Below are 22198 nucleotides of genomic sequence, written 5' to 3'. Positions count from 1 at the left end.
CGATGCCTGGCGTAGCCTTGCTGGTGTTTCGGGAAGTGATGGAGGCGGCGCTGATCGTCTCCATCGTCTGTGCCGCCACGCGCGGTGTGGCGCGACGGGGATGGTTCGTGACCGCAGGCATCGGGCTGGGCATCGCCGGCGCGTTGCTGGTGGCGATGGGCGCCTCGCTTATCGCTCGCCTCGCCAGCGGTTCCGGTCAGGAGATCTTCAACGCCTGCGTGCTGCTGTCCGCGGTCGTGATGATCGGCTGGCACGTGGTGTGGATGTCCCGGCACGGTCGCGAGCTGGCGCAGCACATGGGCGCCGTCGGCAGCGCGGTCAGGACGGGCGCCAGCTCGCTGACGCTGTTGCTGGCGGTGGTGGCGATCGCGGTGCTGCGCGAAGGTTCCGAGATCGTGTTGTTCCTCTACGGCATGGCCATCGGCGGTATCGGCGCGGTCGGACTGGCGGGTGGTATCGCGCTGGGCGTCGGCAGCGGTGCGCTGCTCGGCTTCGCGTTGTATTTCGGCCTGCTGCGCGTCCCGATGAAACATTTCTTCATCGTCACCAACGCGATGCTGGTGTTGCTGGCGTCGGGGCTGGCTTCCACCGCTGCGCGCTTCCTGGTGCAGGGCGATCTGCTGCCTTCCTGGGGCTCTCAGCTGTGGGACACCTCCTGGCTGCTGTCCAACGGTTCGCTGGCAGGCCAGACGCTGGGCATCCTCGTCGGCTATGACGCCAGCCCGGCGGGCATCCAGCTGGTGTTCTACGCGACCACGTTGCTGCTGCTGATAGTCGGCATGCGGCGAGTGGGTCGAACATCGCCGTCACCTTCACCGAGGACGCGTTCGCTGACCGCGGATCCAGCTTCCGAGTCGTCGCGCTAACCCATCTCTGCCGTTGCTCACGCGTATCTCCGGTGTTGCCGCGGGACGGGAGCGTGTGTGTTGAATCATTACCCCAGGAACCACCCGGATGCATCCATCCTCTCGAAAATTTCCTTCATTCGCCCTGGCTGTGGGGGCGATCCTCCTGTTCGTCACGGGCATGGTCCAGGCCGACGACTTCATCGTTTACTCGCCGCACGTTCTCGCCACCCAGTCGGAGATCGAGCTGCGCGGTTACAGCTATGGCGATCCACGCGCCGACTTCAACGGCGGCAACGCCGCCGAACTGTCGGTCTCCCACGCATTCACCGACTGGTGGAAACCGGAGATCTATCTCGCGCGGCACGAGAAGGATCCGGGAGGCAGCGGGCGCCTGGTGGGCTACGAGTTCGAGAACACATTCCAGTTCACCCAGCCGGGTGAATATTGGGCCGACTTCGGTTTTCTGGCCTCGTACGAGCATCAGATCGTCGCCGACAAACCCGACGCCGTCGAGTTCGGCCCACTGGTCGAGAAAACAGCGGGCCGGTTCACCCACCGGCTCAATGCCATCTGGGAGAAGGAGGTCGGCGTGGGTGCCGGCGGCAAGTACGAGTTTCGCTACAGCTACTCGGGCACCTATGCGGTTTCCGCGGCTTTTCGCCCCGGTATCGAAGCCTATGCGCGGCCCGCCGATCGTGCGTATCAGGCCGGCCCCATCGTCGCCGGCGAATGGCATGTCCCCGGCACCACCAGCAGCCTCGAATACCGTTTCGGCGTGGTGCTAGGTATCAATGCCGAGGCACCCCGGCGGACGTGGTTGGCCCAGGTGGAGTACGAGTTCTTCTGATTTACGACCTGTCGCGATACCTGCGCAGGCACTGCGCAGACGACTCGAGCTCCAGATCCCGCTACCGCCGCATGCTGTAGCCAGTGGATGTCAGATTTTTCCTACAGCATTTCGTGCGCCCGTCAATTATGATGCGCTGCCACAAAGTACGGCTGCGTCGTATCTGGGGATCGCTCACGGATAAATGACCTTTGGCAGATAAACAGGCCAAGGGCTCACTCATTCGATAGACACGTAAGCCGCAAGATTCAGGGGATGGCAGTTATGCAGGATGCACGCAAGCGTGTTGCGCGGGCTGGGTTGATGCCGCCTCGCTGGATGGGAGGTCGTGCTGGGGTTCTGGGGCTGTACGGACTTTCGATCGCTTTGAGTGTGTTCGCTCCGCTGCATGCGCAGACCAGCCTGAGCGAGCAGGAGCAGCGCGCACGCGCGCAGCGCGATGCACAGCAGCGCGAACAGCTGCGTTCGGCGCCGGATGTACGACTTCAAGCTCCTCATGCGACCGACTATCGGCAGTCCGCACTGCCTGTTGAAACCCCGTGTTTCAAGATCGCGTCATTGCACCTGGACGGCCCGCGTCAGGCGGACGTTGCCTTCGCGCAGCGGTATCTGGACGGCTACGCGGGCCGCTGCGTTGGACAACAAGGTCTGGAGCTGGTCCAGCATCGATTGGCCGATCTGATCCTTGCTCGCGGTTACGTCACTACGCGGGTGGTGATCCCGGAGCAGAATCTCGCTGGCGGCAGCTTGCACCTGACACTGGTGCCGGGCACGTTGGGGGCGGTGCGTTACGCGCCAGGCTCGGCCACGGTGAACTGGCAAAGTGCATTCCCTCTGCGTCCAGGCGACCTGCTCAACCTGCGGGCCATTGAGCAAGGCCTGGAACAGCTGAAGCGGGTCCCCTCGCAGGACGTAAAGATCGACATTGCACCGGGCGCGGTACCGGGCACCTCCGATCTGGTGCTGACCGTCACGCGCGGCAAGTTCTGGCGTTACACGCTCAATGAAGATGACAGCGGCGCCGACGCCACCGGCAAGGAGCAGGGCGGGATCAGCCTGGCACTCGACCAGCCGCTGGGCATCAACGACCTGCTGACACTCGGCGTTACCCACCAGGTGGGTCGTTATCACGGCAACAAGGGCACGCATGGCAGCAACTTCAGCTACAGCGTGCCGTGGGATAACTGGACCTTCAACCTGGCGTCCTACCACTACGGCTACCACCAGCTGGTCACCGGTTCGCAGCAAAGCTTTCGCTTCACCGGCAGTTCGCCTACCCAGACGATAAGCGCCAACCGACTGATTCAGCGCGACGCGGTCAGCAAGACCTCGGTGCAGCTCACCGTGAGCGCGCGCCATGCCGACAGCCGCATCGATGGCGTAGAGATCCAGACCCAGCACCGACAGACCCGTTCGGCCGAACTGGCACTGATTCATCGTCGCTATATCGGTGCCGCCCAGTTGGACATCCGGCTGGCCTACCGGCATGGCGTGCCGTGGTTCGGCGGGCAATGGAAGGCCGGCAGCAACGGCGGTCCGACCTTTCGCTACGGCATCACCACGCTGGATGCCAGCCTCGGGCTGCCGCTTCAGGTACTCGGACAACGCTGGCTATGGACGTCCGAATGGCACGCGCAGGCCACCGGCGACCATCTGTACATCGAAGATTACCTGTCCATCGGCGGGCGTTACACCGTGCGCGGTTTCGACGGTAATGAAACCCTTGGCGGCGACCACGGCGCCTACTGGCGCAACACGCTCGCGTGGCCGCTGCTGAATACGGGTGCTTCCCTGTATGGCGGTATCGATGTCGGTCGGGCCGGCGGCGACGCCACCACCAGCCTGCCCAGTCACAGCCTGAGCGGCACGGTGCTGGGACTGCGCGGCGGCCGTTGGGGCCTCAACTGGGATGTTTTTATGGGTTGGCCATTGCAGGCGCCGCGGGGGTTCCACACACGCCGCCCCACGGCGGGCATGCAATGGATTTACAGCTTTTGAAGCCATCGGCTCAAGTGGGAGCTGCCTGATCACTGCAGGGCCACATGAGGCACGACCGTCAGACAAGGACTATCGAGGATCGATGTCATGAAGCACCCGCGCACGAACCGCAACGCAACGATGTCGAAGTCCCCCGTCACACGGGCCTCGTGGCCGCATGCGTTGCAGCGGCAAGCGCTGTGGATGGCTTTGACCCTGGCCTTGGGGCTGCCGACCGCACAGGCGCAAGTGCACCCGGACGGGCACACCCAGACCACGCTCAATACCGCCGCCAACGGCGTACCGGTAGTGAACATCGCGGCACCCAACCGCGCGGGTCTGTCGCACAACACCTACCAGCAGTTCGATGTCGGCAGCAACGGGCTGATCCTCAATAACAGCGGTGCGATCTCCACGAGCCGGCTGGCCGGCTATGTCACGGGCAACCCGCTGCTATCGCAGGGACAGTCGGCATCGCTGATTCTCAACGAAGTCACCTCGACGCTGCCCAGCCAGCTCAACGGCATGATGGAAGTGGCCGGCCCGAGGGCGCAGGTGATCGTTGCCAATCCGAACGGCATCAGCTGCACCGGCTGCGGTTTCATCAACACGCCGCGTGGCGTGCTTACCACGGGTACGTCGATTCTTGCCGCGAATGGCGCGCTCAGCGGATTCAACGTCACCGGCGGCAGCATCACGGTGAGCGGTGCCGGTCTCGATGGCAGCAACGTCGACCGGGTCGACCTGATCGCCCGTGCGGTGGCCGTGAATGCAGGCATCTGGGCGAACCAGCTCAACGTCGTGACCGGTGCCAACCAGGTCGACTACAGCACGCTGACCACGCACAACCTGACCGGGACAGGCGCCGCGCCGACGCTGGCGATCGACGTGTCGGCGCTGGGTGGAATGTATGCCGGCGTGATTCGGCTGGTCGGTACCGAAGCCGGACTGGGTGTGAACAGTCAAGGTCAGCTCGCCGCACAGAACGGCGATCTCATCCTGACCAGCGCGGGTCAGGTGGTGCTGGGCGGCAAGACCACGGCCATCGGCACGGTCACGGTCGGTGCGCTGCAGGCGGTAAACAATACGGGCACGCTGGCGGCCGGCGGCGCGGTGAACGTCACCAGCGGCGGTGATCTGACGTCCGGTGGCACGCTCTATAGCGGTGGTGCGATGACGCTGAACGCTGCCGGCCAGGTCAGCAACAATGGAAAAATCCAGGCCCAGGGCGGAGCCTTGGCCGTACAGGCGGGTGGCGCGATCAGCAATGCGCCCGGCGGCAGCGTGCTGGTCAATGGGCCGATTACGCTCACCGGCGCCTCGCTCAGCAATGCCGGGGCGATCGAAAGCGCACAAAGCATCGGCATCCAGGTCAGCGGCAACGTGGGCAACAGTGGCAGCGTGCTTGCCGATAGCGGCAATCTTGCGCTGCAAGCGAACACCATCAACAGTACCGGTGTGCTCAGCGCCAGCGGCAACGCGACGCTCAACGGCGCGGCGGCGGTTTCCAGTACCGGGCAACTGCTGGCCGGCAGCGCCATCACGCTGTCGGGCCCGGCGCTGACCACGGCCGGCACCGTGCAGGCCGGTACGACCTTGAGCCTCACCGGCACCAGCCTGACCAATAGCGGCAAGCTGTATGCGCTCGGCGGCGATGAAACCATCCAGCTCGGTGGCGCGTTCACCAACGCCGCTGGCGGCGATATCTACAGTGTTGGCGCATTGACGTTGAATGTCGCCTCGGTGAGTAACGCCGGTGGTCTGGAAGCGAAACACGCGCTGGGCCTGACCGGTGCCAGCGATGTCACCAGCACCGGCGCGCTGCAGTCAGACACCAGCGATCTGACCGTGAGCAGCGGCGGTGCGCTGACCAGCAGCGGAACGGTCAGTGCCGGTGGCAACCTCAGCTTGCATGCGGTGAATGCGCTGACAGCGACCGGCCAGACCATCGCGAACGGCAACCTCAGTTTGAGCGGCAGTAGCCTGGCCACGGCCGGCACCGTGCAGGCGGGGCAGGCGCTCGCTCTGACAAGCAGCGGTGGCCTGACCAACAGTGGCAAGCTGTATGCGCTGGGCGGCAACTGGCATGCGCAGCTCGGCGGCGTGCTGGTCAATACCAGTGCCGGTGATATCTACAGCGCTGGCGGACTGGGCGCGGCGGCGACCGCCTTTAGCAATGCCGGTGGCGTCGAAGCGAAGCAGTCGGTGGAGATGGGTGCAGCCACGGCGATCAGCAATACCGGCACCCTGCAGTCGGACCAATCCAGTGTCACGCTCACCGGCGCGTCGCTGAGCAACAGCGGCACACTGAGCGCAGGCGGTGACGCCAACCTGACCGGCAGTACATCGATCACCAGCAGTGGCAGCTTGATCGCCGGCGGCCAGATGGTACTCACGGCACCGAGCCTGACCACGGCCGGGATCGCACAGGCCGGGACGACGCTGAACCTCAACGGTGGCAGCCTGAGCAACGATGGCAAGTTGTATGCGCTGGGCGGCCCATGGACGGCCACCCTCACGGAGGCATTCGACAATGCAGCGGGCGGCGATGTCTACAGCGCCGGTGCGTTGGCGCTGAATGTGGCCTCGATGATCAACAGCGGCGGGTTGGAAGCCAAACAAGCGCTGAGCCTGACGAGTGCTGGCAATGCCACCAACACCGGTAGTCTTCAGTCCGACACCAGCGACCTGACGGTAAGCAGCGGTGGCGTACTGAACCATAGCGGTACTGCCAGCGCGGTGGGCAATCTGACGCTGAGTGCGCTGGGTGCACTCAGCAGCTCCGGGCACGTGGTGGCGAATGGCAACGTCAGCCTAAGCGGCGGCAGTCTGACCACGGCAGATACGGTGCAGGCCGGACAGGCGTTGAGCTTGAGTAGCGGCAGCACGTTGGCTAACAGCGGCAAGCTGTATGCACTGGGCGGTAGCTGGACGGCACAGGTTGGCGGTGATTCCAGCAACAGTGCCGGCGGCGACATTTACGGCGTCGACAACGTCACGCTGAGCGCCGCTTCGCTGTCCAACCAGGGTGGTGTGGAAGCCAAGCAGGCGACGGTCATCACCGTGGGCGGCGCACTCGGCAACAGCGGTACGATCCAGGCCGATGCCAGCGACCTGACGCTCAGCGGCAGCGCACTGACCAACAGCGGTACGCTCAGTGCCGGTGGCAACGCTAACCTGAGCGGTGCGACATCGATCAGCAGCACAGGCAGCTTGATCGCCCATGGCCTGGTGGCGTTGACGGCGCCATCGCTGACCACGAGCGGGACGGTGCAGGCCGGGACGGCGCTGACCCTCAACGGCGGCAGCTTGAATAACAGCGGCAAGTTGTATGCGCTGGGCGGCGACTGGACAGCCAAGCTCAGCGGTGCGTTCGACAACGCAGACGGTAGTGATATCTATAGTGCTGGCGCATTGACGTTGAATTCGGCGTCCGTGATCAATACCGGTGGGTTGGAAGCCAAACAGGCGCTGCGCCTGACCAGTGTCGGCAATGTCACCAGCACCGGCACCCTGCAGTCGGACACCAGTGATGTCACGGTGAGCAGTGTCGGTACGCTCAACAGCAGCGGCACCGTCAGCGCATTCGGCCATCTGACGCTCAGCGCGGTGAACACGCTCAGCAGCACGGGCCACGCAATGGCGAACGGCAACGTCAGTCTGAGTGGCTATGGTGTGACGACGGCGGGTACGGTGCAGGCCGGGCAGGCGTTGAGCTTGGTGAGTGGTGGCGCTCTGGCCAACAGCGGCAAGTTGTACGCCCTGGGCGGTGACTGGACGGCTCAGGTTGACGGCGCATTCAACAACACGGCCAGTGGCGACATCTACGGCACCGACGGCATCACGTTGAACGCGGCCTCGCTGTCCAACCAGGGTGACGTGGAAGCCAGGCAGACGGCCACGATCACGGTGAGTGGTGCGCTAGGCAACAGCGGCAAGATCCAGTCCGATCAGGCCGATGTCACGCTGGCGGCTGACTCTCTCGACAACGCCGGCACGTTGAGTGCGCAAAACGATCTGAATGGCAGCATCGTGCATGCGGCCATTAACAGCGGCACCCTGGTCAGTGGGCAGGCGATCGGCTGGTCAGCCGCCAGCTTCAGCAACACCAGCACCGGTCAGGTGCAGAGTGGCGCCGGCTTGGCGCTGACCGCGGGTGCCCTCAGCAATGCAGGCAACCTGCATGCGAAGGGTAATGCCACCCTTAGCGGCGGCGACCTCGATAACACCAGCGGCGCACAACTGCTTGCCGATGGCGCGCTCACGCTCGACAACACCGGCACCGTGAGCAATGCCGGCGTACTGCAGGCGGGCAGCGATCTCACTCTGATACACGCCACCACACTGACCAATGCGCAAGCCGCCATGGTCTACGCCGGTCACGCGCTGAACCTGTCGTTGTCGCAGGCGCTCACCAATGCAGGCATGGTTTACGCGACGCAGGGCGTCGGTCTATCGGCGGGCAGCGTGACCAATGACGGCATCTTGCGTAGCGGCGGCAATCTGACCTTGAGCAGTGCGGGGGATGTCACCAGCACTCATGCGATTCAGGCGCAGCAGAATCTCACGCTGATCAACGGCGGCGCCTTCGTCAACAGCGGCAAGCTGTATGCAGTCGATGGCAGCCTGAGTGCACAGACCGGGGGCAACTTCAGCTCCAGCGCCAGTGGCGACATCTACAGTGGCCAGAACATCACCTTCAACGCCGGCGGTTTCAACAATGCCGGCATGCTGGAAGCGAAACAGGCGGTGAGCCTGAGTGCCCAGGCGGCCGCGGGAAACAGCGGCACGATGCAGGCGGACGCGGGCGATCTGGGCATCAGCGCAGCCACGCTCTTCAACCAAGGGGTGCTCAGCGCCACCGGCAACACCCAGCTCAGCGGCACCCGCAGTCTGGACAACAGCGGCCAGATGGTGACCGGTCAGGCGCTGACTCTGACCAGCGCCAGTGTCACCAACAGCGGTCAGACACAGAGCGGCAGCGGCACCACCATCCAGGCCACCGCACTGGATAACAGCGGTCGCCTGCAAGCCGGGACTACACTGGCTGTCAGCGGCAACACCACCCTGACCAATCAGGCCACCGGCTTGATGCTGACCGCCGGTGACATCAGTCTGGATACCGCAGGCCTGCTCGGCAATGCCGGCGTGGTCCAGGCGGGCGGCAACCTCGTCGTCGACGGTGCTGGCGCGATCACCAATCAGGCCGGCGGCACGCTCTACAGCACCGGGCAAACCACGCTGCAGTTGGGTGGCGGCCTGAGCAATGCCGGCACGCTGTATGGCGGACAAGGGGTCAACCTCAGCACCAGCAGTCTCAGCAACGCGGGTAGCTTGCGCAGCGGTGCGTCACTCGGCGTCGCCACACAGGGCAATGCCAGTAATGACGGCAGTGCCTACGCCGTCGGCGGCACGCTATGGAATGTGGGTGGCACGCTGACCAATGCGGGCGTGCTCGCGGCCGCCGGCAATAACGCACTCAATGCCGCCAGCGTCGCCAGTTCGGGCATTCTGGCTGCGGGCTTGCAGGGCAGCGGCGATCTTGGCACGAGCGGCACGCTGACCATCGTTACGACCGGCAATCTCGCCTCTCACGGACGTGCGTTGGCGGGTGCCGACCTGGCCTTCACGGGTAGCGCGATCGATCTTTCCGGCAGTCAGACCCGCGCCGGCAGCAACACCACGCTGACCGCGACGCAAGGCGATGTGTTCAATCAGGGCGGTGATCTGGCCACCAACGGGTTGCTTGCGATCCGCGTACCCGGCAGCCTGCTCAATGGTGGTGGCAGCACGGCGCAAGGTGGAAAGATCACCGCCAGCACGCTCGTACTGCAAGTCGCCGCCGTCGACAACCGCTACGGCATGCTCAGCCAGAGCGGCAGCGGCGATCTCAATCTGGCGTTGGTCGGTGCGTTCGACAACGCCTACGGTACATTGGCCAGCAATGCCGGCAACCTGACGATCAGCGCCGCTTCGTTCGACAACACCGCTGGCGCGATCCAGCACGCCGGCAGCGGCCTGTTGAGCCTGAGCAGTAGCGGCCATCTCACCAATACCCGTGGCACGATCCGCGGCAATGGCGCGCTGACACTGCAATCCGGCGGCACGCTGAGCAACGCGGGTGGCACGCTCGGCGTGGTCGACGATGCGACGGTGAGCGCCGCGAATGTCGACAATACGCAAGGATCCCTGAGCGCGCGCAACGTCACGCTTCATGTGGCGCAAGTGCTGACCAACACCGCAGGCACGCTGCAGGCAAGCGGCGTTTTCACGCTGGGAGCCGGCACGCTGGATAACACCGGCGGCACGATCAAGGCGACCGGGACCAATGCACTGTCGGTGACGACGACGGGAACGCTGACTAACAGTAGCGGCGGCTTCCTCGGCGGTAACGGCGCCGTTACGGTCAGCACGGCCAGTCTGGTCAACGCGGGACAGGTTTATGCCGGCAATACATTGAGCGTGAACAGTGTCGGTAATCTCACCAACAACAACGGGGCCTTGCAGGCACTGAGTTCACTGAGCGTGAGCAGCAGCGGCGCGCTCAGCAATCGGTCCGGCAAGCTGGAGGCGGGGGCCGGCAATGCCGCTGCCACGTTTACGCTCAACGCCGCGAGTCTGGACAATACCGGTGGCCGCGCCGCCAACGCCGGCAGCGGTCTGACCACGGTGAATACCAGCGGCGCCATCGTCAACCAAGGCGGCACCCTGGGTGGCCAGGGCGGTATGACGATGACCGCCGCCAACCTTGACAACAGCAACGCGGGTCAAGTGGTGGCCGGGCAGAATCTCGCCCTCAACCTGGGCGGCATGACCAATACCGGCGGCACGGTGTACGCGGCTGGCAATCTCGGATGGAACGACCGGGCAGTCAGTCTCGCCAACGCGCAGGGTAATCTCGGTGCAGGCGGCAACCTGGCGCTCGCCCTGGCGTCACTGGACAACACCGGCGGCGCGCTCGCGGCCAACGGCAACGTCACGCTGGACCTGGGTAGTTTTGCGGGCAACGGCCGCGCGGCGGCCGGGCAGGATCTTTCTCTGACCCTGGCAGGCGGCTACGCCAATGGCGTCGGCAATGAGTTGGTTGCCAACCGTGATCTCACGCTGGCGATCGGCGGTAACTTCAGCAATCCGGCTGGCGCGACCTTGCAGGCGGTGCGCAACCTCACTGTCCATGCGGCCAACATCGACAACGCCGCGAACGCCGTCGTCAATAGCGCGACCACCACGCTCAACGCCAGCGGCACATTGAGCAACGAAGGCAGCATCGAAGGCGACACCATCGCGCTTGGCGCGAACACGCTGGCCAACACCGGCAACATAATCGGCGGCGCGATCACCACTACCGCCGCCACGCTGATCAATGGCGCGGACCTGGGCGCGGCCACCACGAACAACCCCTACCAGAGCGCGCTGATTGCCGCGACCGACAGCATCCATCTCTATGTCGGCGGCACCTTGCTCAATCGCGATGCGAGCATCTTCACCACCGGCAACCTGACCATCGCCGCCGATGCCGCGCTCAACCCCAACGCGGCGATCACCAACCTGTCCGGCGACATCGAGGCCAGCGGCAACGCGACGCTGGCGACCAGCCAGTTCACCAACCAGCGGCGCGCCGTCAATACCAGCGCCTACATGCTCAGCGCCAGTGAGCAGGCCAGCAATACCAGCACCACGACCAGCACATTCGACTGGACTACCGATCCGATCGCGGTGGCCTGGTGCACGGCTTATGCTCAGACGTCTGGCGCGAACGGTCATCAGGTGCGCTGCGGTCCGATGGGTTACTACGGCGATTCCGGGCACGACACCCTGGTCGAGCAGGTGCAGGCCGTCAATCGCTTGGCCAGTGCCAGCGCGCAAAGCCAGTTGCTGGCCGGTGGCGATATCACGCTCAACGGCTCGGTGTTGAACAACGCCTCGACGATCGCCGCCGGGAACAACCTCATCATCAATGGCCAGAACGGCAGCAACGGTGGTGGCAGCACCTCGAATGCAACTGTGCAGAACATCGCCTGGTCACCGACGGCGACCGTGCAGAGTACGGATACGCGCGGTGTAGATGGCGACTATTTAGGCTCACGCTGGTACTCCAATCGCGAAAGCAATCAGCCGCCCATGGTCTACTGGTCGGGCACCTCCACCAGCACCATCGCGCTCGATCCGTCCGGCAACAACGGCTGGATCACCATCGCCCCGGGAGCCGGCCTCGCGGCCACCATGAGCGCGGGCAACACCGTCAGCATCACCGCGCACACCATCAACAACACGGTGGTCGGTGCGGACGGCCAGCCGGTGCATGCGGTGATCGGTCTGGGTCAGAACGGCAGCAGCCAGGCGGTCAGTGGTAGCGGCAACACGACCGTCGGTAGCGTGAGCGGCAGCAACGGCAGCGTGGCCGGCGTCGCGCTGGGTAGTGCGCCCGGTGTCGTCGGCGGCGGTTCGCTGGGCCTGGCGCAAGGTCGCGGCAGCGTGGATACGGGTACCGCTCCGGCGGCGAGCAGCGCGAGTAACGGTGCTACGGCAGCGGCCGGCACGCAAGCTGGTTCAGCGATTCCCGGTGCTGGCGCACCCAGCAGTCATGGCACCGCCTCAGCGGGCACGCCCCAAACCACCACGACGACCGGCGGCACCACGGCTGCGGCAGGCGGCCTCGCTTCAGCCACCGCTCCAGCGGGCAGCAATCCGGCGCTGCCGCAAGTGGTCGCCACCCTGGTCGGCCCAAATGCCACCATCGCCCTGCCACAAAGTGGCCTGTATTCGGTCAACACCAGTCCGAGCAGCCCGTACCTGGTGGAAACCAACCCCCGCTTCACCCAGTACAACAACTTCATCTCCAGCGACTATCTGCTCGGCCAGTTGGGCTATGCGCCCGATGCCATGCTCAAGCGCCTGGGCGACGGCTTTTACGAACAGCAGCAGGTGCTGGATCAGATTACCGACCTGACCGGTCGGCGTTATCTCACCAGCGACACCGATGCGCTGGCTCAGTACCGCACGCTGATGAACAACGCGGTCACGATGGACAAGCAGTTCGGCCTCACCGTGGGCGTGGCGCTGACCGCCGCGCAGATGGCCAGCCTGACCCAGGACATGGTGTGGCTGGTCAGCGTGACGGTCGATGGCCAGCAGGTGCTGGAGCCGGTGGTGTACCTGAGCGCGGCCGATGCCAAATCCATGGCCGCCCATGGCGCCACCATCGCCGGCACCAACGTGATCCTCACCGCCAGCGGCGACATCACCAACAACGGCACCATCAGCGCCAGCCAGAATGCCCAGCTCACCGCCGCCAACCTGCTCAACAGCGGCAGCATCAGCGCCGGCAACAACCTCAGCATCAACGCCGCGCAGAACATCCTCAACGGCGGCACGATCCAGGCCGGCGGCAACGTATCGCTGGTGGCCGGCAACGACGTGCTCAGTGGCGTCAGCGTGGCGCAGAGCCTGGGTGCGGTGAACCTGACCGGCCTGAACGCGCCAGTCAGCACGGTGGCGCTGACCTCGATCCAGCCGGGCAGCATCACGGCCGGCGACAACCTGGCGATCAGCGCCGGGCGTGATCTGAATCTGGACACCGCACCGGTAGCTGCGGGCGGCAATCTCAGTCTGGCCGCAGGCCGCGACCTCAGCCTCACCGCCACGGCCGTCACCGCCGGCGGCGATGCCCAGCTGCTGGCCGGCCGCGACCTCAGCATGAATGCCACCAGCCACGTCGGTGGCATCAGCGATGCCGCGCATTCCACGGTGGACACGACGCATACCGTGAGCACGGTCGGCGCGGGCGACACGCTGGTGGTAGCCGCCGGACGGGATATCGCCAGTCAGGGCGCGCAGCTGAACGCGGGCAACCAGCTAGGTGTCAGCGCGGGCCGGGACATTACCCTTGGCGCTGTCACCGACAACAGCTTCACCGGCAGCGGCCAAGAGAGCGGCCGGCACTTCGCCACCCAGACGCAGAGCGACGACACGTTGCGCGGCACGTCGTTGAGCGGAGCGAACGGCATCGCCGTCAGCGCCGGTCGCGATATCAGCGCCATCGCGGGCACGATCAGCTCGGCCAACGGCAACGTGGCGCTGGGTGCGGGCCATGACCTCACCCTCACCGCGGGCACCGAAAACCACGACACCACCGCGACTACCTACAGCCACAGCAGCGGCCTGCTCAGCAGTAAAACTACCACGACGCAGGACACCACCCACGATGGTCTCGCCATCGGTACCACGCTCAACGGCAACAACGTGAGCCTCAGCGCTGGCCACGACCTCACCGCCCAGGCGGTACAAGTCAGTGCGACGGGTGCGATCAATCTGGCCGCCGGCCACGACGTACTGCTCGGCGCGGCGCAGAACACTCACAGCGAGGCGCACGGTCGCAGCACCACCAAGCGCGGTGGCGGCCTAGGCGTGCTGGTGGGCACGTCCAAGGGCGATCTGTTCAGCCGCACCCACACCGTGCAGCAGGACAGCAGCAGCGACACCGTCGCCGTGGGCAGTGTGCTCAGCGGTGATCAGGTTACCGTGGCCGCCGGCCACGATCTGACCACGCAGGCCGCGCAGATCGCCGGCACCCACGACGTGGTGCTGGCCGCCGGCCACGACCTCACCGTCGGCACCGCCGACAACACGCACACGGAAGACCACAGCCTCGCGGTCAACACCTACGGTGCGCAGCGCAGCGGCCTGCATGGCATGTTTGGGGTGGCCAAGGCCAAGCAGACCGCCAGCGAAACCGACACCACGCCCACCGGCAGCCTGATCGGCAGTACGGATGGCGCCGTCACGCTCAGCGCCGGCCAGGACGTGCATATCACCGGCAGCGATGTGATCAGCCAGACCGGCACCGCCATCGTCGGCCAGAACGTCACCATCGATGCCGCGGTCGGTACCGCCGACAGCCACCAGACCCAGTCGCTGCACACCGGCGGCATCATGGCCGGCCTCACCGGCGGCGCCGCCACCGCGGCGGAGCAGACGTGGGCCGCCGGCCAACGCGCCGGGCAGGTCAGCGACAAGCGACTGAAGGTCTTGTACGCGGCACAGGCGGCGCAGGACCTGTTCTCACCCGGTGCCGGTCAAAGCATGGGCCTGGCCCCCGGGCAGACCGGTGCCGGCGCGATGGGCCAGGCAGCGAAAGGCAATACATCGGGCATGGCGTTGCGTATCGGCATCGGCGCCAGCAGCGCCTCGGCGCACAGCGATACCCACGACGACCTCGGTTACGCCAGCCACATCCGCAGCAACGGTGACGTCACCATCGCCGCGACGAACGGCGACCTCAACGTGATCGGCAGCCAGGTCAGCGGCACCAACGTCGCGCTGGCCGCCAGCCACGACCTCAACCTGCTCAGCCAGGCCGAGCAGCACAGTCAGAGCGATCACAGCGCCAATGCGCGCGGCGAACTGGGCATCAGCATCGGCAGCCAGACCGGCTTCTACGCTACCGCCGACGGCGGCAAGAGTGTGGCTCATGGCAATGGCACCACTTACGTCAACAGCAACGTCACCGCCAGCGACACGCTGAGCCTGCTGGCCGGCAACGATGCCACCATTCGTGGCGCCCAAGCCAAGGGCAACACCGTACTGGCCACCATCGGCCACGACCTGACCTTGGAAAGCCAGCAAGCCACCAACGACTACGCCAGCCACTCGTGGCAGGCCGGCGGCACCTACGTCTACGGTTCGGGCAGCGAAGTGCACGCCAGTGCCGGCATGGTCGACAGCAGCTACACGAGCGTGAATCAGGTCAGCGGCATCGGTGCCGGCAACGGCGGCTTCCAGGTGCACGTGGGCGACCACACCGACCTCAAAGGCGCCGTGATCGCCAGCACTGCCGATCCGTCTGTGAACCTGCTCGATACCGGTACGCTGAGCTATAGCGACCTGAAGAACCAGGCCAGCTATAGCGCGATGAGCGCCGGCATCAGCGTGAGTTCCGGCAGTGGTGGTACCAGCGCCTCGCCGAGCATCGGCGTACCGCAGTTCGGCGACAAGAGCAGCACGACCCGGGCTGGCATCGCTCAGGGCACGATCATCACCCGCGACAACCCAGGGACCGATCTCAGCGGGCTGGACCGCGCGCCGGATATCGACGCCGCCGGCCTCAAGCCGATCTTCGACCAGCAGAAAGTGGCCGAGCAGCAGGAGTTGGGCAATGTGGCGGGGCTGGTGGGCATGCGTGCAGCCGGTGATATCGCCAGCTACGAGGCCAACCATGCGACCACCGAGGAAGAGCAGAAGTCCTGGCAGGACGGCGGCGCCAACAAGGTGCTGCTGCACGGTCTCGTGGGCGCCGCTACGGCTGCGTTGGGCGGCGGCAATGGATTGCAGGGCGCGCTGGGTGCAGCCGCCAGCGAGAGGGCCAGCGGCGTGATGCAGGACTACCTCGTCCAGCACGGCATCCTTCCCACCGATCCGCCGTTCAAGACGCTGATGCAGCTGGGTAGTGCGGCCATCGGTGGTGTGGTGGGCGGTGGAGCAGGTGTAGCGACCGCGCTGCAGGGTGAGCAGTTCAATCGGCAGCTGCACGAGACCGAGAAAGCGCGCATCAAGGCTTTGGCCGGCGGCGATCCGCAGAAAGAAGCTGACCTCAGCGCGGCGGCGTGTGCTCTAGTACATTGCTCGGCCGAATATGCCAAGGACAGCCCGGAGTACGCCTATTTCAGTCGGTTGGAGGCGTTGGGCGGTGAACCTCAATACGCCGACGATCGGACGCTCTTGCAACAGCAAAGCATCACTCGAGATGTGGTGATCCCCAGCGGCATGTCCGTGCCGGTGACCGAGAATCTGTTCGATTACAGCTACGGTGACAAGACGTCGGACACTCTGACCTATATCAACAACAGCTACGGGCATCCCTTCACGCGTGCAGGTGGTGCCTTGCAGGCGGTCGGTGGCGGACTATCGGCTGCCACGGGCTATGGAGTGGCTACCGCTGGCGTGGGGACATGCGTGGAAACGGTCGGCGGTGGGTGTGCTGCTGCAGCCGGTGGTGTCTTGCTGGGGGCATGGGGTGCGGACCAGGCGCAGGCGGGTGCTCGCACCGTCTGGAACGGTTCACCAACGCCGACCTTCGGAGGCCAAGCGATTCAGGACGCCTTTGGCATTTCTCCAGGCGCTGCGGAGATGTTGTATGGCGCAGTAGGTGGCATCGGGGAGGCCTATGCGGGGCTGACTCTGTTGCCGGGAGGCTCGAAAGCCGCTGCAGTTGTCAATACGGATGGAACGCTCACGCTCACGGGCGACAGCAACAGCCTGAATGCGGTCAGCGACTTTGAGCAGATGGCTAAGGGCGCGCAGGCCACACCCACGCCGGGTGGTTACATCAATCAGGCGAAGGTGTGCGGTAGTCAATGCGTGCTGGGTATCACGGATGCGAATGATCAGGCGCTTGCGGCAAGGATTGCGCAGAACGGCGATCCAACGGGAGAGCTCACCGAGTCGCTGGTCAATTCGGTGGCGCAGAAGCAGGGCATGACCGTACTCGAGGGCGGGAAGTATGGCGGCAACAAGGGATTCGATGCCGTGCTTCAGAACGCGGATGGGTCGGTTAGTATCCTGATCGATGCCAAGCAGATGACCAATGGGACGTTCACATTGGGTCAGACTGCGGACAGCTCTTTGCAGCTGTCGCCGAATTGGACTGCCAATGTGCTTAACAAATTGGATCCCAATTCCCCTGCCGCCGTAGCCGTTGTAAACGCGCGGAAGGCAGGCACCTTGAATACGGCAGTGATCGGCGTCGATAAGAGTACCGGGCGGCTTATTGGCGTACCGGTCAACGTCCCAAGTGTGCGTCATTAACATAGGAGGTCGATAATGTCACTCAATACGGCGGACTATGCGCAAAGTGTTGCTCAAGGGCTGCCCCATGTAGGAGCACATCTTGAGAAACTCACTCGTGAAACCGAGATAGACCTTCGCTACATTGACAGCAACTCTGGTGACCCAGAGGCCTGCAAGACGGATCGTCGGCGACACGCAGAATGTGCTTCGTTAATAGCGTGGTTTGGCGACCAAAATCTTGTGTCCTGCAAACAATGGGCGTACGTCGCCGGCAAGCTTGATCGCATTCTTTACCAAAAGAATCCGAGCAGGGGCATCTGGGGAGCCCTCGGCGAGCGCAACGCCATGCTCTGGCCCTTGCTTTCCGATCACCCGCAGCTGGTGGCCTGGTTCGGTGCGTTCGATGCCATCGACGTGAAGCGCGCTGTCAAGGGCGGGACGTTCGAATTTGAGACTTATCAGTCCAAATTGGCGCTGCGCGGCGAATGGGACAAGCTCGGTGAACGCAGCGAGCGCTTCCTTGCCGACGTCCCTAAGCGCATGGAGCGATTCGCACCGGATAACCGTTTCCACCTTGCCTTGGCGCGCGGCGATGTGTCGGCCATGGAATCTGCTCTCACGGAGATGGTGACGCCGCAAGCCATTCGATGGCGTACCGAACACGAGGGATACACCGGCTGGTTCATTATTCGTGAAGCAGTGATCTACGCCAAAATCGCGTGGCGGCATGGTTATCAGGTGACCGTGGATACGCCTTGGATACCGGCGGCTTGGCTGCCCGTAGCGCAGCTGGCCGCTTATCACGATCCCTATCCCTTCATGCAGACGTTCGACATCGATACGCCGATTCAGCTTTGATGGCATGAGTTTTTTTAGCACGCAGGCCGTGCAGATCGCAGGCACCCCCGATGTGGCGCTGGCGGCCGGCCACAACCTGACGTTGAGCACGGCGAACGACACGCAGAGCGAAAGCCAGGGCAGCAGCACGACGATCAATGGTTACCAGCGCTCGGGCCTGAGCGCGATGGTGGGTCAGACCAAGACCACCGCCAGCGTCACCACTGTGACCCCGGTGGGCACCCTGGTGGGCAGCACCAACGGCGCAGTCACGTTGAGCGCAGGTAAAAACGTGCACCTGACCGATGCGGACGTGATCAGCCAGACCGGCACCACGATCGTGGGTCAGAACGTGACGATCGATGCGGCGATCGGCAGCACCGCGCAGACGCAGAGCCAGAGCATGCACAGTGCCGGGGTCAAGGCAGGGCTGAGCGGCGGTGTGGCGACGGTGGCGCAGAATCTCTACGCCGAGAAACAAGGCGCCAGCCAGACCAGCGATACGCGGGTGAAGGCGCTGTACGCCGCCCAGGCGGCGCAGACGCTGTTCTCGCCCGGTGCCGGCAACGCGATGGGTCTGCAGGGTCAGACCGGCGCGCAGGCGGCCACCAGCGGCAATACGCAGGGCGTCAGCCTGCGTATCGGCATCGGCGCGAGCAGTGCCAGCAGCCGTGCCAATACGTACGACGAAACCGCCTACGGTAGCCAGATCAGCAGCGCCGGCAACGTCACGATCGCTGCCACCAACGGCGACCTTCATGTCATCGGCAGCCAGATCAACGGCAACAACGTGGCGCTGTCGGCCACGAACAATATCAGCCTGCTCAGCCAGGCCGAGCAGCACACCGACACCAGCAGCAGCCACAACGGCAGCGGCGAGATCGGCTACAGCATGGGCGCGCAGACCGGCTTCTACGTGACCGCCAGTGCCGGCGAAGGGCAGGGCCATGGCAACGGCACCACCTATGCCGACAGCGCAGTTACCGCCGCCAACACCTTGAGCCTGGTCAGCGGCAACAACACCACGATCGAGGGCGCCCAGGCCAAGGGCAACACGGTACTGGCGGCCATCGGCGGCAACCTGGACATCACCAGCCAGCAGACCACCAACGCCTATAACAGCAGCAACTGGCAGGCCGGCGGCACCTTCGTATACGGCTCCGGCGGCAGCGTCAGCATCAGCGCGGGCAATACGAAGTCGAACTACGCCAGCGTCGATCAGGTCAGCGGCATCGGGGCGGGCAGTGGTGGCTACGCGATCGGCGTCAACGGCAACACGAGCCTGACCGGTGGCGTGATCGCCAGTACGGCGGCGCCGGGCCTCAACCTGCTCAGCACCGGCACGCTGACCTACAGCGACCTGAAGAACCAGGCCAGCTACAGCGCGATGCAGGGCGGCATCAGCGGGGGCTACAGCAGCGGCGGTGGCGCCAGCGCCACCCCCAGCCTGGCAGTACCGCAAAGCGGCAACGCCAGCGGCGTCACGCAGGCCGGCATCGCGCAGGGCACGATCGACGTGCGCGACAACCCAACCCAGGACCTGAGCGGGCTCAACCGCCATCCCGACCTCAACGCGACAGGCCTCAACCCGATCTTCAACGCGCAGACCGTGGCGAACAATCAGCTGGCGGGGCAACTGGCCGGGCAAGTCGGCATGACCGCAACCGGCGATGTGGAGCAGACGCAGCACTTGGCGCCAGGTAGCGCGCAGGCCGTCGCGTTGCACACGGTGGTGGGTGCAGCGACCGCAGCACTCGGTGGTGGTAACGCCTTGCAGGGTGCACTGGGTGCCGGAGCGAGTGAAGCGGCGAACAATGTGCAACTCACCACGAATCCGACCGAGCAGCGGTTGTTGAGTGCGGGTATTGGCACCCTGGTCGGTGGTGGTACCGGTGCGGCCACCGCCTTGGACGGGACGATCTACAACGACCAGCACCATTTCGCCAATTACCTAGGTGAACTGGACGCGTGCCAGAAGGCTCCCTCGGGCAGCGGCTGCGGCACGATCCTCGCGATGCAGGGTGACCGGTCGATAGTGCTGTCGACGGCCGATAGCAGCAACTCCAATGGGGTGATCGCCAACATCAACAGCCAGACCGGGGAGGTGGTGAGCTACACGATCACTAATGCCCAAGGCCAGCCGACGATCATCATGCAGCCGTCGGACTACAAGAACTACCTCGCCATCGTCGGTGTCGGCAGCAATTTCTTTGATTTCATCGGAAACAACTCGCCCGAGTATGCCCTGCAGGGCAGCAATGCTGTCACGGATGCGATCAACGGCCAAGGGGTGAAGGCGGCCGGCAATTTCGTAGGCATGTTCACCAATGGGGCGTATTGGCGGGACATGGGGATTGGCATGACCACTGCGGTCGGGTTAAGCCTGCCGTCGAGTGATGGAGTGGTCACAACAAGCACGGGTGCCCTCACAAGAGGCGTAACCAATACACCCTCACCGGTCATTGCCAATGCAACGGCTGACGCCGAGGCAGGAGGCTACACTGTCTTGAATCCGGATAATTACGTGACAAATTCGGGGCAGGCCGTATTTTGGTCAGGTAGAACCAATGGTGTTGGTGGAGCCGGAACGGCCGGCCAGTTCGCTTCTTCCCAAGGAGGAACGACGCTTGAGCAGTTGGCAGAAGCGAATGGCATCAACCTGCCTGTATGGGATCCCAGCAACCTAGCATCGGTCCAAGCCTGGGAAATCGCTTCCCAAGCATATGCTAATAATGCAAGTGGAACGGTGAATGCGGTGATTGGAAACTCATTGAGACCAAACAATGTTTGGGAGACTGTGGAACTCCCAGCACTAAAGGCCAACCCAAACGTCACCCAGATCATTCAGACTGATCCGGCAACGGGCGTTTCAACAGTCATTTTCAAGAGATAATGCGGTGTATGAAAACCATAAATAGTGAGCTAAGCGAAGCACTTATCATCTATGTAGGCTGGGGGAGTAGTCGAGCCCCAAAATCCGATGATTCGAGAATAATTGAACGTTTCGGTCCTTCTAAAGGAAAGTCGCTGTTGGAGGCGCTTGATGTGATATTCCATGATGTGAATTCGATGCCGATCGATTGGTCGACACACACATTAGTCTCGGCAGGACAGGCTGCGCGTGATCACGCACATCGCAAATATCCAGATCTATCAGATGAAGCTCTCAAGGCTTTGGAGTGGAAGTTCACGTTTGAATGGCGATAGCATTACCGAGAAGTTGCATGCCGGTCGATGTGCGAAGTCCTCATGGTCATATGGCGGATTCAACTACGAAGTGCACGGCGAATTCAATTCTGAAGTGCACTGAATCGCCCTGGCTGTCCCTGAGTCTGTTTGGTTTGAGTCCGCTTCCTGACGGCTAGAGGGGAGGGGCCTACGTGCTGGCGCGCTGAGGAGGTATGGCGATGGTCAGGGGTCTTGGGCCCAATGACGGAATGGCCCATCATAGTGTGAGGCCCGATGATCCGCACCGGGACCGGCTTGAGTCAAACCCGGTACAATTGGCTTTCACCACCGAACACGCCCCCTCATGGATAGCGCCTCAGGCCTCGAGATCATCAATCCCGCGGTACTGGCCCATGCTGAGCAGCACCGCAATGAATTCACTGCGGCTTCGCCCTTCCCGCACATAGTTATCGAGGACTTCCTCGATAACACGTTCGCGCAATCGCTGTTCGATGCATTTCCATCCTTCGAGCGCGGCAACTTTATCGGCGACGATGGTGAACCAGGCGGCAAATCCACCCTGGCAAAAATCCGGCAATGTGGTCCCGCTGTTGACGCCGACTTAAAACTGACCCGCCGTGCCGATTCAAAACTGACCCGGGATGAAGACGGCCACACGAGGTGGCCGTCTGTGGATAACGGTACTGTCTACTGGGCTGGATGACTAGCTGAGCGA

At 63.9% G+C, this 22198-nt stretch carries 8 protein-coding genes; all 8 read left to right on the top strand.

The features are described from left to right. Positions 1-2: 2 nt before the first annotated feature. The 8 genes from ACFPPB_RS18150 to ACFPPB_RS18115 all read left to right on the top strand — a co-directional run bounded on the left by ACFPPB_RS18150 (position 3) and on the right by ACFPPB_RS18115 (position 22186). A complete protein-coding gene (locus ACFPPB_RS18150; RefSeq protein WP_377329692.1) occupies positions 3-866 on the top strand; it encodes an FTR1 family iron permease in 864 nt (287 codons plus the stop codon). Between the two features lie 88 nt (positions 867-954). Continuing rightward, positions 955-1695 (top strand): hypothetical protein, encoded by a 741-nt coding sequence (locus ACFPPB_RS18145; RefSeq protein ID WP_377329690.1) that lies wholly within the window; start codon positions 955-957, stop codon positions 1693-1695. A 372-nt stretch (positions 1696-2067) separates the two neighbouring features. Next, positions 2068-3693, top strand: coding sequence for a ShlB/FhaC/HecB family hemolysin secretion/activation protein (locus ACFPPB_RS18140; protein ID WP_377329736.1), 1626 nt, complete (start codon positions 2068-2070; stop codon positions 3691-3693). A 120-nt stretch (positions 3694-3813) separates the two neighbouring features. After that, positions 3814-17475 (top strand): hemagglutinin repeat-containing protein, encoded by a 13662-nt coding sequence (locus ACFPPB_RS18135; protein WP_377329688.1) that lies wholly within the window; start codon positions 3814-3816, stop codon positions 17473-17475. A 15-nt stretch (positions 17476-17490) separates the two neighbouring features. Further along, positions 17491-18315, top strand: coding sequence for an Imm49 family immunity protein (locus ACFPPB_RS18130; RefSeq protein WP_377329687.1), 825 nt, complete (start codon positions 17491-17493; stop codon positions 18313-18315). 4 nt (positions 18316-18319) lie between these two features. Then, positions 18320-21187: a hemagglutinin repeat-containing protein gene (locus ACFPPB_RS18125; protein ID WP_377329685.1), complete on the top strand. Its 2868-nt coding sequence runs from the start codon at positions 18320-18322 to the stop codon at positions 21185-21187. An 8-nt stretch (positions 21188-21195) separates the two neighbouring features. After that, on the top strand, positions 21196-21501 hold the full coding sequence (locus ACFPPB_RS18120) for a hypothetical protein (RefSeq protein WP_377329683.1): 306 nt from the start codon (positions 21196-21198) through the stop codon (positions 21499-21501). A 325-nt stretch (positions 21502-21826) separates the two neighbouring features. Beyond that, positions 21827-22186 carry a hypothetical protein gene (locus ACFPPB_RS18115; RefSeq protein WP_377329681.1) on the top strand — a complete coding sequence of 120 codons (360 nt, stop codon included), beginning with the start codon at positions 21827-21829 and terminating at the stop codon, positions 22184-22186. Positions 22187-22198: the final 12 nt, after the last annotated feature.

The sequence above is a fragment of the Rhodanobacter terrae genome, from assembly GCF_042657005.1.
Lineage (GTDB): Bacteria > Pseudomonadota > Gammaproteobacteria > Xanthomonadales > Rhodanobacteraceae > Rhodanobacter > Rhodanobacter terrae.
This window is presented reverse-complemented; position numbering and strand designations above follow the sequence as displayed.

Coding starts and splice junctions, on each gene's coding strand:
- ACFPPB_RS18115 (WP_377329681.1), top strand. CDS start 21,827: ATGGATAGCGCCTCAGGCCTCGAGATCATCAATCCCGCGGTACTGGCC.
- ACFPPB_RS18135 (WP_377329688.1), top strand. CDS start 3,814: ATGTCGAAGTCCCCCGTCACACGGGCCTCGTGGCCGCATGCGTTGCAG.
- ACFPPB_RS18130 (WP_377329687.1), top strand. CDS start 17,491: ATGTCACTCAATACGGCGGACTATGCGCAAAGTGTTGCTCAAGGGCTG.
- ACFPPB_RS18150 (WP_377329692.1), top strand. CDS start 3: ATGCCTGGCGTAGCCTTGCTGGTGTTTCGGGAAGTGATGGAGGCGGCG.
- ACFPPB_RS18120 (WP_377329683.1), top strand. CDS start 21,196: ATGAAAACCATAAATAGTGAGCTAAGCGAAGCACTTATCATCTATGTA.
- ACFPPB_RS18125 (WP_377329685.1), top strand. CDS start 18,320: ATGAGTTTTTTTAGCACGCAGGCCGTGCAGATCGCAGGCACCCCCGAT.
- ACFPPB_RS18145 (WP_377329690.1), top strand. CDS start 955: ATGCATCCATCCTCTCGAAAATTTCCTTCATTCGCCCTGGCTGTGGGG.